This is a genomic window from Parabacteroides sp. B2-S-102 (genome assembly GCF_023656665.1).
GTDB lineage: Bacteria > Bacteroidota > Bacteroidia > Bacteroidales > Tannerellaceae > Parabacteroides > Parabacteroides distasonis.
On the sequence record NZ_JAMOKM010000013.1, the window covers coordinates 1 to 14,573 of the forward strand.

Consider the following 14,573-nt stretch of genomic DNA (forward strand, 5'->3'; position numbering starts at 1 on the left):
CGGGAGGAACTTCATCCAATATCTCTTCCATCCGGGAATTATCTACTGATAGGCGAAAAGGATGGCGATAAAAAGACATTTAAAATTCATATTACTCAATAATTAAATTTATTAACATGAGACGAACACTTTACTTAAGTATGGTCTGTTTGCTATCGGCTCTGTTGGTAGTAGGCCAAACCGGTTCGCGGGATCTGAATCCGATAGAGAAACAGAAATTGCAATTACCTGAATTACCCGGTTCGCAGGCACGAGCCTCGATGCTTCGATCCAATGAAAGCGTGGATTACACGAAAGGTACCTTTATCGTAAACGAAGATTGGTACGGGCACCAAAACAGTTCGGTGAACTTCCTGTCGGATGATGGGACTTGGACATATAACGCGTTCCAAAGAGAGAATCCGGGACATGAATTGGGATGTACGAGCCAGTTCGGTACGATTTATGGGGATTTGTTGTATATCGTGTCCAAGCAATCAAAAGATGGTGCGGCATCTGTAGAGGGAAGTCGCTTAGCGGTAATTGACGCGAAAACGATGCAAGTGAAGAAGGAATTTCAGACGATCAACAGCGCAGGAGCTGATGGACGTTCTTTTTTAGGAGTGGATCTGACGAAAGGTTATATCGGAACGAGTAATGGTATTTATGTTTTTCATACAGGATACGATGAAAAGACCGGAAAATATGATGAAAACCAGATGTCTATCGAGGCCAGCGCAATCGGAGGAACGACGGGAATTTCTTCCAGCGATTTGTATCATTCACAGATTGGAACCATGATCCGTGTTGGAAAATATGTATTTGCGGTACATCAAACGAAAGGATTGTTGGTGATCGATCCGAAAGAAGATAAAGTTATCAATATGATATTGAAGCCCGAGGAGGATAGTAATCATGGCTTGGGCTCTATCGTGCTTTCTAAAGATGGTAATTTATGGGCTAGCGTGACATTCGAGTTAACTGGTACCGGAGCGACAATGCCTTATATGTGGAAAGTGAATCCATATACGTTAACAACGCAAAAGGTAGATATACCAACAACGGATGGTATTGAGGAGATTCCCAACTCTTGGTATGCATGGACCGCCGATGGTTTCTGTGCCAGTACGAAAGAGAATAAGATCTATTGGAAAGGACAAGGCTCCGGTAGTTGGTTCACGGGATATAAGATTTTCTGTTATGACATAGATAAGGATTCTTTTTATCAAGTATTCGACTTTACAAAGCTAGATAAAGGAGATTGGCGTCTTTATGGTACGGGATTCCGTATTGATCCGGTGGATGATAATATGTATTGTTTCCTTTATCATGAATTCTTAAACCCGGAACATGAATTAGCGGTAATTAAAACAGACGGAAGAGGGGATACGAACGGAACAATGGTAGGTCGCTATCCTTATGAGAAAGTGAATTATTGGTTCCCTGCTTTGCCTGTGTTCCCGGATAACATGGCTCCGACAATCACAGACGGTTTACCTAGCGAAATTACGTTTTCCGCTGAAAATACGAAGTATAGTAAATCAATGGATGAGATTATAGAAGATGGTGATAATATGATTTCAGCGGTTGTTACTACGATTGTGAATCCGAATCCGGAACTAATTAGTGCGGAGGTGATAAATAACACGTTGACTATTGCTCCGATCGTGGAGAGTATCCAAGAAGTGAAAGAAATTCAACTTAATTTTGAGTTTAACTCAAATGGTAAGATCGTAAATAAACAAGTTGTCGTAAAGTTGACAACTTCAACAGTAGCTCCTTTTGAGTTTAATGAAAAAGAGGTGACACTGGAAGGAAAAGAAAAAACTTTAACATTGGCTGTTACAGGATTAGCGGAAGAGACAATAGAATGGAGTAGTTCTCATCCTGAAATTGTGAGGGTTTCGGAAGATGGTACTGTCATTGGTGTCACTTATGGTACTGCGATAATTACAGCGAAGAGTAAGATACGCCCGACACTTTCTGCGAAATGTTCTGTTACTGTCAAGCGTCCAGCAATGACATTAAAGGAATCTTCTGTAGAATTATATGTTGGAGAAACAAAAGAAAGAGTGCTGACTCCTGTAGATAATAGAATAGAATTAGGAGAAAAGATAGAGTGGACTTCATCCGATGAAAATATCGTAACGGTGGAAGGAACGGCATATTATGCGAATGTTACTGCTCATTCTGCTGGTGTCGCTGAAATTATTGCGACAATTAAATCGGAAATAACCGGAGAAACTTTGTCTGTAACTAAACGTAAGGTAACGGTAGAAACATTTATACCTGTCGAAAAAATAGAATTGCGATTCGCATCTTCAGGAGAGTTGCTGCCAGAAGATGTCATAACGATGAACCTGAATGACAAGCTACAGCTTTCCGCTATTGTTAGGCCGGACAATGCCAGTTCGAAGGATTTGAAATGGTCTTCTAGTGATGAAACTGTTTTTTCTGTTAGTAATGCAGGAGTGATACAAGCAAAGGGTAGTGGTGAAGTGACTATTACTGTTTCAGCTGCGGGTAGTGATGCTTTAGCTTCGTGTCAACTTTCTTGTTCGTTTGAGTATGAAGGTGCGGCCTTTAAAAATAAGACTGTAAAATATAATTATAATGATGGTGCCGGAGAGTGGTTTTTGGAAATTCCTGTTGTTTTTAAACCAGCTAAGCCTGATTATATTGATATTATAGATGCTAGAGTTGAAGGAGATTTAGCGGATCGTTGGGGATTTGACAGTTTTGACGGTGAGAATTTAGTTTTGAACTGTTATGATGATACTCAAGGGACAGGAACACTTATAGCGACAGTCCAGGACTCGCAGACAGGGGAAACGAGTGAAATCTCTTGTCTTCTGTGTAGTGCAAATGATTTAACTAAGTTCGAATTGGAAAAAAGTTCATTGTTTATGAAAACCGATGAAACTTTTCAGTTAAAACCTCAAATAGAGTGGGGAGACGTAGAACCTGTAAAAGTCTTATATGTTTCATCGGATGAAACGATAGCTTCTGTTGATGATGGAGGATTGGTTACGGCCCATAAAGAAGGGAAAGCAAATATTGAAGTATATCTTGAAAATGGTTTGGCTTCTACAGAATGTCAGATAACTGTTGCAAAAGTTGCTGCTGCCAGATTAACAATTCTTGTACCAGATAGAATTGTGAAAGTGGGACAAAATGAAAGGTTTCAGTTCACCGCAAAAGTTTATCCTGATGATGTTAGTTTCTCTTCGGTAAAATGGAGTGGTTCTACTTATATTGATGAAAATGGTTTATTTCAATGTCGCAATATGTCTAAGCATACAATCATAGCAACATCGGAAGATGGTCAAGCGTCTGACACGTGTATGGTTTATGTACAAGGAGAAATACCTCTAGAATCCTTTAGTGTAGAACCTAAAGATATATTATGGGATATAAATGATGGACAGGTTTATGATTTGCGCTCTAAATTTAAATTTAATTATTATCCAATGAATGCGTCTTGCGCTTCTAGTACAATGCTTCCTGAAGTGGTTATCGAAGATGAGGATATTATTACTTATGTAAAACCGGATCCCTCAGGATTGAACGGAGGTTATAAACCATCAAAGGTTGGGACAACAGGAGTTGTGTTTGAGGCGATAGATGGCGGTTTTAAAGATTCTGTTCAAATCCATGTGACTGATAAGAGCTTAGGGGTTTGGGGTGTGACTTTAGAGTCTTCTCAAAGAGTAGCGGCTATTGGTGAGCATTTCACTTTATCTTATGAAGTACAAACTGATCCAACAAAGCCGGATGTGGAAAAAAGTGTGACATGGACTAGCAGTGATGAAAATGTTGCGACAGTTAATTCTAAAACAGGAGAGATCCAAGCATTAGCTGACGGTGAAACGGCAATTCGAGTGAAGACTGATACTGGTGGGTTTGTTGCGACGTGCACATTGTCTGTGGGAAAGGGTATTATAAAAGTGACAGGTGTTTCTTTAAATCAAGATCGGCTGGAGTTGCTAATAGGGCGTTCTGCTCAATTAATAGCGACAGTTCTTCCGGAAAATGCTAAAACAAAAACTGTAAACTGGTCAAGTGATAATCGATTGGTTGCGGAAGTCGATGAAGATGGCAATGTTTCCGCATATGAGGAAGGAACTGCTACGATCACGGTAACAACCCTTGATGGAGGCTATACAGCTACTTGTAAAGTGATTGTTTCTGCGGAACTGGAAAAACCGGGGGCAAATGTTACGGGTGTTAGCCTAAATGCGTCTTCTTTGTCTTTGAATAAAGGTGAGGAGGCTGTATTAGCAGCGGTGGTATCTCCATCCAATGCGATTAATAAATCAGTAACTTGGAGTTCTTCGGATGCCACGGTAGCCACAGTAACTAACGACGGTACGGTTAAGGCCGGTATCGCCGGTGTAGCTACAATTACGGTGACAACAGATGAAGGTGGTTATACCGCTACTTGTGAAGTAACGGTAATAGATCCGAATTTGGAAAATCCCGTGGTTGAAGTAAAAGATTCCACGGCTATATTAACATTTCCGAAAGTTCCGGAGGCTACTTTCTACGAGGTGTTTATTTATAAGTACGTAAATGGGATACCTGTATTATTTGGTGTTTACACGGTTGATGCAGAGGGTAATATCCTTACTGGCTTGATGAGTGAGCTTCGTTCTGGGGAACAAGAAAAGATCAAGGTCTCTATTCCTGAATTAGATGGAAGTTCAGAATATATCGTAAAAGTTACAGCTATCAAGGAAGGTGATGGTAGGCAAGAGATATTAGGAACATTCTATAGTGAGCCATTCTCCACATCCGGTCCGGTGGGTAATGAGGCTATCGGTGTTGGTGAAGCGATGATTTATTACTATGAAGGTCGATTGCATTTGAATAATCTGGAAGGTTATTCTTGCTATATTGTAAATATGAATGGCGCTATATTGGATCTTTTTAAGATATCGGGAATTAACGAGTCTCATCCAATCCAATATTCAAGAGGTGCTTATATTATAGTAGTGGTAAAAGATAATGATCGGATGAGCAAGACGATCGTTGTTAAATAAATAATGTATTAACAAATTAAACATTGATGAGCATGAAAAAGCTTTATCTTTTTCTCGCATTAATCTTAATGGCGGGAAGTATCAGCGCACAGCGTATGGTACAAGGTGTGTTACGTTCGGATTTACCGGCGGAAAAACAGAAAGCGGCTTTGATGTCCGCAAGGAGTAACCGTACTTTTTCTTTTGACAGTATTGATTTCTGGGTAGGTGATGGTGAAAACCGTGCGGCTATAGTTTTGACTTGGCATGACACTGATAAAACCGTACCCGATAATATGGTATGGGGATATCGATGGTCTGCTGATGTAGATACCATTTCTGGATTGAGCCTATTTGAGTCTGTGATGAAAGCTGATCCCCGTTTGGTTGGATTGGTTCAATATACAGGTTCAATGGGTTATACGATTAATGGCATTGGATACTGTGAACCAAGAGCGACTTCAATGCAAATATCTTTTCAGTTAGACAGCGCTAAAGCTCATGTTAGTTATACTTATCCAGATAATGCGGCAACACTTGCAAGAACTGCTATAAACCAAGGAAAATCATCAGGTGTTATTTATCATCCATTTGGTTCAAATGGAACAAGTTATCCTGCTTATGATTATGACTATTGGGTGGCTACGGCTACGGCAACTAACCACTGGTTCGCTGGTTGGTATTCCGGTTATTGGAGTTATTTCGTTCGTGATTCCTATACTCAAGATTTCTCTTATTCCGGATACGGGGCATCAAGCCGAAAAGTCCAGAATGGTACTTGGGATGCTTGGAGCTGGAATAGTTTTATGGGAACGACATCGGGAACAGAACCGGGTGATAATTTAGTAGCGGCAACTCCTATCATTTGGCTTAATAAGAAAGCTATTTCTTTGAGTGGAAGTGGAACCTATCAATTAGTTGCGTCTGTACAATCTGCTTATGCTTCTTTAACGGGTGCGGTATGGTCTTCTAAGAATACTGCTGTTGCGACAGTTGATCAAACGGGTAAAGTTACGGCTGTAGCTCCGGGTACAACTGAAATCAAATTAATTACAGCTAATGGTAAATATAACACGTACTGTAAAGTAACCGTAACCGGTACAGCCACGAAATCAGCGGCCGCAACCGCAAACATCTCTTATTCCGACAATACCTTGCATGTAAAAGATCTAGCCGGTTATACCGGTTACATCACGAACACCGCAGGTTCTGTAGTATCTACTTATGCGATCACCTCTTCTGATGACGTGAAAACAGTAAACTTGAATAAAGGTGTTTATGGCTTTACAGCGGTAAAAGGTACAGAGAAAGTCTCTGTTAAGTTTGTCGTGAAGTAAATCATCTCTTGATTTCGCTAGAGCGCTCTCTCTTACTCATGAGAGTACTCTAGCGTTACAGATTCCGTGAAAGATGTATGATCTTACGGCGATAAGATTATACATCTTACAACGGTAAGATCATACATCTTATAATGGTAAGATCATATATCTTTTTATCGGACTACAAGCTAGCTTCTTTTGGGTTAATTTGCGTTCCTTGCGACGATCCCGGAGTATATCACCATAATACCATGCCATTGTTTTTTCATTGAAAGCTTCACGTGTAGCTGTACTGTGTTCCCTGTATTATAATGTATGTAGTTGCTGATTTTTTTATTTCTTTACAAGAAAATTTTCTTTTCATATGATCGAATATAAAAGCTACGATTATACAAGAACCATCCCTGTGGATGATTATATCTTACGTTATCGGGATGAGCGGCGTTTCATGGCCTATTGCCGGGAGTGTCGTAGGTATGGAAACAGTTGGAGTTGTCCGCCTTTTAATGATTCGGAGGACTATTTATCCGGGTTTCGGAATCTATTGATTGTTTGTACGCGGATTACTCCTGTCGTATTGGATGTACCGGATGCGGTGGAAGCGGGGCAAGAGTTGATGCACCGGGAAAGGAGCCGATTGGATAAACGTCTTCTTGCGTTGGAGGAGGAATATAATGGGCGGGCGTTTTATGCCGGTAGTTGTATCCTTTGCCCTTGGGAAGAGTGTGCACGTAGATCTGGTAAGGCTTGCCGCTACCCCTCGCGGATTCGTCGTTCCCTTGAAGCCTGTGGGTTCGATCTGGGACGTACTACCTCGGAGTTGTTCGGTATAGAGATGAAGTGGTCCGAGAATCGGAATTTGCCGGAATATTTACTTCTGGTTAGTGGATTCTTATCTGATAGGGAAACCCCGATTTGGTAAGTTAACTTACTTCGTCGATGGAGTTAACTTACTTCGTCGATGGAGTTAACTTACTTTACCGATGAAGTTAACTCCGTGAAATGGAGGAGTGGTACGGCTAGGCTTTATTTATTCGGTAACCTCCCAGCATTTCCATCCTTTATTGGCGCAGATATATACAATGTACGAGCGTACATTATATATAGGGAATTTCAGTTTGGTATCCTTGGCGTAAGCACGTACTTGCGCCACGTCCTCGGGGCGAGGATCGTTTAGCGCCAGCATGTGTTCGGCCTCTTTCGCCTTGAAATACTTGAATTCCACGATGCGATCGTCTTTGTAATAATCCGTGCCGGGTATGCCGGTCATCTCGAAATCGGAGCGGCCCGCCGAGTTGTTCTGTTCGATGGCGAACGTATAGTAACTACTCAAGTAGCGTGAGCAAAGCTCGAAGAAGGAGCAACGGATGAAGTTCTCGTTGATCTTGTCGAATACCTGCGCCGGGAACTGCCCGAGATACTGCTCGAAGTAGTTTTGTACCAACGGTTCGAAACGGCGGTCTTCCGTGAAGCGTTCGTAGGTGGGTACATAACGGGGAGCGCCACCTTCTATATGGTTCATCTCGTTGTAATAGTCCATGTAGATGCTGCGCATCGTGAGGTTGGGTAACACCATACGGTAATTATTCCTCAGCGTGGTCATGCCCAGATAGAAGAGGCTGACCGGATAGAAGTTCTTATCGAAGAATTTCTTCTTGTTGAACTTACTGGATAGGTCGGCGATGTTGTAAGATAACTCATCATTGATAACCAAAGCATCAAGCATTTCTTTTGCGTTTTCCATGGATAGGGTCAGACGACGGATCCAGCTGATATCGGTACGCAGGTTCTCATCGACCAGTTCAGAGGGGATAAAGCCATTCAGCGCCGCGAAGTTCTTAAAGAAATAAGTCAATATCGTAGAGTTGAACAAAGGCTCGGCTCCCGGACGGAAACGATAACCATCATAATTATTTACGATGAGTTGCCAAAGCTCCTCAAAGGAGTCTTGCCCCATACCATATTTGTCGATGACATACCTTAGGTAAGCGTTGGCCTCCTCATAGGTAAATCCCAGCATATTTAGGAAGCGTGGCTGCAAGGTGAGGATCTCCGCTATATTGTACCCGCTCGTCAGGTCGTCCATCGTTACGGGAAGGACACCCGTGCAGAAACAAGTTCGGATACTGCCTTCGCCAATACCTTTCTTTATTACCTTGAAGAAGGTACGCAGGAAGCTGTCCTTCGTGGTTACTTGCTCATAGAGCGGATCCTTATAGGCGGTTAATAATTGATTGGTGAAATTATCATATTCGTCTATCAATATGTAAACCTTCGGGAGGTCATGCTCACGGGCATACCCCAAGGCCTCTTCCAGCATTTGGGAGGCATTGCCTTTGGTGGTAAACTGGAAGTCTTGGAATAAGTCCCGGTTGTGTGTCACCATGATCTCCACGGGAGAGCAATTCAAGCGGTTGAAATTCCGCTCCAACCCCTCCATGTCATCTGCCATGGCCATAGCGGAGAAATCATAGCGTACGATCATGTAGCGGCTATGTTCCTCCGTCGGGTGTTCCCCGATCCAAGTGCCGCCGAACAATTCCTCGAAACGATCGGCCTTGGTGCGATCGTAGTAACAGGCAAGAGTGGATACGAGTAGGCTTTTCCCGAAACGACGGGGACGCAGGAAGACCGGGGCGTTGTAGTTCTCCAATCCGGGGATAAAGCTCGTTTTATCCACATAATAGAACTTACGCTCCCGTAAATCTATAAAATCCGCTACCGCATAAGGAATCGTTATTCGTTCCATGACATTTCTTTTTTCGTATATTACACAATACTACAAATATATAAAAATTCCTTATGCGATGAGATTTCCTGGACTTATGTTTTCCGGAAAGGGTATTGTTTCTGCCGATGGCGAATAACCCAAATGTAAAAACCAATGAAATAGAGAAACGGTACGGCTAGGCTTATGAGGATCCATAGGATTCTGGAGAAGTGCCCGAGGAAAGTGCCGAAGTGGACAAAGTACATGGAGCGGACAAGCTTCTCGGCGGCCGGTTTGTCTTTCCATAGGTTTGTGGCGACGACCTTTCCGGTGATAGGATGGATGTAGATATGGTTGCTTCCCGTTCTTTCGAAGTCCCCTTCCTGATACATCCGTACGGAGAAGACAGACGTGTTGTCTTTCGGGAAGAAGATCATTGTCGGGGTTCCCTCTTTGAACTCTTCTTGGGCGGTCGCTAAAACGGAATCCAATGATACCCAATCACCTGTGTATTTATCTGTTTTTGGTGCCGGTGCGACTGCTTTTCCTGCGGATATGGATTCAAAGAAAGATTGATATTCTTTCTTGAACCCGAAATAAGAGCCGGTAAAAGCGATGACCAGCAAAAAGAGGGATGTACATATACCTATGATGGAATGCGACTTGAAAAGCTTGGCTCTCAAGCCCATCTTTCGGTTCACGGAGAAGATACGACGCTTGGGTAATAATAGAAAGCCGGAGAGAGTTAGGAAAATCAACAGGAATCCCGATAAGGCGACGATGGTCGCTCCTTGCTTTTTCAATAGCAGGTTCACGTGAAAGTCGTATAACCATTGAAAAACCTTATGCCGGTATCTGTCCACTCCCGTAACTTCCCCTGTATAGGGATTGACATAGATCTGGATACGGCCTTTCTCATCCGGGAATGTAGTACGGAAACTGTAGGCGCAATCCTCGCCTCCGTATAAGACCATATTATTGATCTTAGCTTGTGGATATTCGTGCCTTACGTTCTCTAGCAAAGTTTGCGGCGACACGGTTCGGGAGGCTGGCTTGACAAAAGCGATATCCTTGACAGATAGTTTTTCAAGTTCCGGCTTGTACACGATCGCTGTGCCGGAGAGGCATATTAGGGTTATTATTAGCCCTAATATGAGTCCGGTGTATAAATGTAACTTTACTATGATCTTTCTAATGATCGAATTATGCGACATGTCTTGTGCCTTTTTTAGAAGTTGACCGCTAGCATAACCATCAGCGTCCTGGCCGAGCCGGGGAATAAAAGATAGTTCCCTTGGGATCCGGTATAATATTCTTGGTTGAATACGTTTTTCAAGTTCGCCGAGATCTTGTAGAAACTGCGCTTGTAAGCCACGAAACAGTCAACCAGATGATAGGCGTCCAGATCGATCGTATGTGCCATGTTTCCGTAGGATTTACCTTGGAAGTACCAACCACCGCCGAAAGATAAGCCTTTAACCGGGCCTTTACGGATTAGGTAGGAGGTCCATAGGTTGAACTGGCTTGGTGAGATATTGGCCAGTTGCGTACCTACGGGATAGGTCTCGTCGTTCGTTTTCGTTACCTCGGCATGCGTATATGCGTAATTGAAGGCTACGCTCCAACTGGGAGTGATCTCTCCGTTTACCGAAAACTCTATACCTTTGCTGGTCTGCTTGCCGATCAGTATCTTATATTCCTCGTCTTCTGGGTCTATCGTCGGCAAGTTGGTCTTCGACAAGGTATAGAAGGCTAGGCCGGTGCTCAAGCGATCGTTGAAGAATGATTTCTTGACTCCCGCTTCCCATTGTTTAGAGGTAATCGGGTCGAATGCCTCGCCATCCTTCGTTTGCCCGGATTGAGGGACAAAAGACTGACTGTAGGTAGCATATAGGCTCAAGTCGGGCATGGGCAGATAAACAAGACCCACACGAGGCGAGATGGCAAAGTTGTTTTCATCCGTTTTTTTATCCTTAATATAATTATCTTGTTTATCGTTCACCCAGTCCGCACGGGCACCAAGCAATAACTTCCATTGATCGGAAAAGCTTACTTGGTCTTGTAGATAGATTGCGTAGGTACGTTGGGTGATACGTAAGTCTGTACTCTGTTCCATCTCGAAATCAACTGGTTCTTCGGAATATTCCGGATGAACATAACTAATCGGGGTGTACATATTCCCTTTTACTTTCCTTCGGTTGGTAAGCCATCCGTATTCCAAGCCCGCTATTACTTTATGCTGGATGAAGCCCGTCTTGAAGCTGCCGTTCAATTCCTCCAATACATTGGTATAATTGATTTTTGCGTCCCAATGTGCCAAACGGCGGGTAATCGTGCTGTCCTTCTGAGGGGTTTTCATCTGGAAATACAGACGATCCTCATGCGTGAAATATTGGCGGGCGGAACTTCTGAATGACCAGTTCTGGTTGAAACGGTGGGTCAACTGGAAACCAACGCTATTATTGGTAAACTTGCCATAGGCCCACGGTTCGCCAAGGAATGTCTTGAATCCGTTATCTATCACCTCATTGTTGATATGCAAAACGCCCGGATCCTGTGTCCTTTTATCCCGGAAGATATCGGCATCGATATTAAGGGTGGTCTTGCGTCCTAAGTCAATGTCGATGACTGGGGTGATGTCGTATCGTTTGCTGTTTTGCGGTTTCCTGAATTTGTCGGCATCTTCATACATTCCGTTCAAGCGGTAACGGATGGTCTTTTTGGTGTTCAGCGGGCCGGAAATGTCGATAGAGGCTTGCTTATAGTCGTAACTGCCGTATCTGATCGTAGCGCCATACCGGGGCGTATATAAGGTCGGCTTGGTGATAAAGTTGATGATACCTCCGGGCTCTACCGCTCCATAAAGGACAGATGCCGGGCCTTTGAGTATCTCTATACGCTCGATACTGGATAGCGCGTCGTTCGAGAACTTTAGGTATCGTACCCCGTTCCTGAAATAGTTACGGGAGTTCGTCATGGAGAAACCACGGGAAGAGAAGACCTCGTTGATGTTGGAAGCCTCGCCGGAAGGTCCGCCTTTCACGCCGCCCAGGTTCCTTACGGCCTCGGTCATGGTGGTAGCCTGTTGGTCTTCCAATAATTTCCGGGTCGCTATGCCTACGGTTCCGGGTATTTCCATCACGGGGATATCCATACGGGTAGCCGAATTAGCGATGTCGGAGTTATAACTCTGTGGTTTTGCCCCGACGATATCTACCTCGGGTAATCCTAATAGTTTGTAAGATAACTGAATCTCCATCTCGTAATTTCCTTCTCCCGCGGGAATATCCCGGATCGCCGAGACGGTGTTGTAACTGTTGGTGATTAGTACGTGGTCCTTCGTGTCCTTTAGTGATAAGGAGAAATACCCATCCGTATCTGAAATAACCCGTATATCCGTACCCTTAATGTAAATGACAATGTTTGCCATCGCCTTGTTGTCTTCATCTACGACCGTACCGGATATGACTCTGGAACTTCCCTCGGATGGCCTACTTTGAGCGACCGTCCGGGTGCCACACAAAACAATCCCGCTAACAATTAGCAGGAACAAATAAAAGTGTCTCATAATGTATAAAAATTAATTACGCAGTTTACATCTCTAATGTAATCGTTCCACTAGTTCCCCAAATCCCGGGAGAATCTATTTCTTTTTTTATCTGGCAGGTTTCCTGACTAACCCGGAAAGCGACCTTCCCATCTTTAGAAAAGACAGTGGCATGAAGAAGCTTTCCTCTTTACGGGTTTTACAGTAGCGGGCTCTGTTCCGGAATCTAACCGAAATTCCCTTTTATAGACTTGCAGAATGCAACGTCTATCACCAAGACATCACAAAAGTATAGTATTGATAGGGCTTTTTTTAATGAAATATGTTAAATATATTGAACGTGTTAAACAATTTGGCATATCCTTATGCGATAGTTTTTCCCGGACTAATCTTTATGGAAAAGTTTTTTCACCATTCAATGAACTTTCCTCTTTCCCGGCGCTTTTCCAGTTCCTCTTGTAAATGTCGTTGGCGATCTTTGGCGATGTAACGACGGGCGAAGATGTTCGGGACAGCTACACCGAGTGAGATACAAAGAATGATGAGTGCGGAATTGATCCCGTTGAAGAATGCGTTTGTGACCTCACCGACTACTCCATGCAGGTTTATAAATGCCAGTAATGAGCGATACATGAGTACTCCCGGAATCATAGGAATGACAGATGGAATCGTCAATACGTGATTGGGAACATGGCACCAATGAACCGCTTTTACGGCAAGGAGGCTGACTACGAAGCTTCCCATAAACGAGCCGATCACAGGACCATAACCTAATTCGAAGTTCACAAAGTTACGGGTACATACCGCAATGATACCTCCTACGGCTACCACCCATAATAATCGGCGTTGAATATTGAATATCATGGAGAAGCCTATGGCGGAGATAGCTGCCGCTAATGCATATATGTAGTACGGGTCATGTGGAACCATATTTAATTCACTGAACTTATGATCTATCTCGACATCATTCATGACAAGTACCCGCATGGCGAATGCGATACCGAAAGTCATGGCGGCTACCATCATGACCGTATTGGAGGCCCGGGTGATGCCGACAAGCAAATGATTGTCTAGCATATCATCCACGAAGTTAATCAAGGGTACGCCCGGCACGATAAATAAAGCGCAGGCTAATAATGGATGATAAGGAGTGTCGGATAGCCCGGAGAAGGAGGATGCGTATGCCAAGCAGGTGGATACGAAAGCGGCCGCGGCGATACTCATATATACGTTAAGTCCAGCCTCGACACAGCGGGCCCGTACCCTAAACCCGACGAAAGCGCAAATGGAAGCGAATAGGAATGCCATCCAGTCGCATCCGAATAGCTTACAGAATCCTCCGCATGCGAATCCCGCTCCGATAGCTACGATATAAGGGGTATAATTCCGGGGTTGGTGAACGATCTTCTCCAGTTCTTCCTCATATTTATCCAAGGAATAATCTTGCTCGATCGCCCGCCATGAAAGCTTGCTTACCTGTGAGATTGTCGTCATGTTAATGCCATGCTTCTCGCATTTCTGGAATTTGGAGAATGAGTTTCGCTCATCGCTTACGTTTACCATGATCATGGTCCACCGGATATCGATATGCAACTTCTCCTCGGGGATACCCATAAAGGCGGCAACTCGTTTCATGTTTCGCTCGATACGATTCGTGTCAGCGGCACTTTCCATCAATAATTTTCCCGTACGGAGCAAAAGATCCAATTTGCGCCGTAACAACAATACTTCCTTGTCTGTCATCATTTCTTTTAATTCTTATGTTGTACTCTATATCCTAGCCCACGAGGATATGAATCTTAAATGAATGGCAGGTCTTCTGACTAGCTCCCATCCTAATGCCTTCCCGACTACCTTGAGCCAGTGGCGAAAGTAGTATTAGAATGTTAAAGGAGTTTCACAGCAGCGGGACTGTTCCGGATTCTCACCGGATTCCCTTTTAATCCGTATGCCCGAATAGGCATTACGAAACCAATTCGGGCACAAAGGTAAGGAAT

Annotated in this window: 7 protein-coding genes and 2 riboswitches; of the genes, 3 read left to right on the forward strand and 4 right to left on the reverse strand. The window is 43.6% G+C overall.

What is annotated here, in order from left to right:
• Positions 1 to 116: 116 nt before the first annotated feature.
• The 3 genes from NBH07_RS15460 (at position 117) to NBH07_RS15470 (ending at position 7,241) form a co-directional block, all read left to right on the forward strand.
• Positions 117 to 5,021, forward strand: a complete 4,905-nt coding sequence (locus tag NBH07_RS15460; protein WP_009016833.1) for an Ig-like domain-containing protein — start codon at positions 117 to 119, stop codon at positions 5,019 to 5,021.
• A gap of 32 nt (positions 5,022 to 5,053) precedes the next feature.
• Positions 5,054 to 6,337 carry an Ig-like domain-containing protein gene (locus tag NBH07_RS15465; protein WP_227154235.1) on the forward strand — a complete coding sequence of 428 codons (1,284 nt, stop codon included), beginning with the start codon at positions 5,054 to 5,056 and terminating at the stop codon, positions 6,335 to 6,337.
• 346 nt (positions 6,338 to 6,683) lie between these two features.
• The gene (locus tag NBH07_RS15470; protein ID WP_009016835.1) at positions 6,684 to 7,241 is read left to right on the forward strand and encodes a DUF2284 domain-containing protein; all 558 of its coding nucleotides are present in this window, start codon (positions 6,684 to 6,686) and stop codon (positions 7,239 to 7,241) included.
• A gap of 108 nt (positions 7,242 to 7,349) precedes the next feature.
• Here NBH07_RS15470 and NBH07_RS15475 read toward each other — a convergent pair whose 3' ends face one another.
• From NBH07_RS15475 to NBH07_RS15490, 4 genes are all read right to left on the reverse strand, one after another.
• Positions 7,350 to 9,068, reverse strand: a complete 1,719-nt coding sequence (locus NBH07_RS15475; RefSeq protein WP_009016836.1) for a PD-(D/E)XK nuclease domain-containing ATP-binding protein — start codon at positions 9,066 to 9,068, stop codon at positions 7,350 to 7,352.
• A 74-nt stretch (positions 9,069 to 9,142) separates the two neighbouring features.
• On the reverse strand, positions 9,143 to 10,243 hold the full coding sequence (locus NBH07_RS15480) for a PepSY-associated TM helix domain-containing protein (RefSeq protein WP_009016837.1): 1,101 nt from the start codon (positions 10,241 to 10,243) through the stop codon (positions 9,143 to 9,145).
• 14 nt (positions 10,244 to 10,257) lie between these two features.
• On the reverse strand, positions 10,258 to 12,597 hold the full coding sequence (locus NBH07_RS15485; protein ID WP_009016838.1) for a TonB-dependent siderophore receptor: 2,340 nt from the start codon (positions 12,595 to 12,597) through the stop codon (positions 10,258 to 10,260).
• Positions 12,598 to 12,673: 76 nt separating this feature from the next.
• Positions 12,674 to 12,870, reverse strand: a riboswitch (cobalamin riboswitch).
• A gap of 114 nt (positions 12,871 to 12,984) precedes the next feature.
• Positions 12,985 to 14,322 carry a threonine/serine exporter family protein gene (locus tag NBH07_RS15490; protein WP_044544886.1) on the reverse strand — a complete coding sequence of 446 codons (1,338 nt, stop codon included), beginning with the start codon at positions 14,320 to 14,322 and terminating at the stop codon, positions 12,985 to 12,987.
• Between the two features lie 46 nt (positions 14,323 to 14,368).
• A riboswitch (cobalamin riboswitch) is annotated at positions 14,369 to 14,567 on the reverse strand.
• Between the last annotated feature and the right edge of the window lie 6 nt (positions 14,568 to 14,573).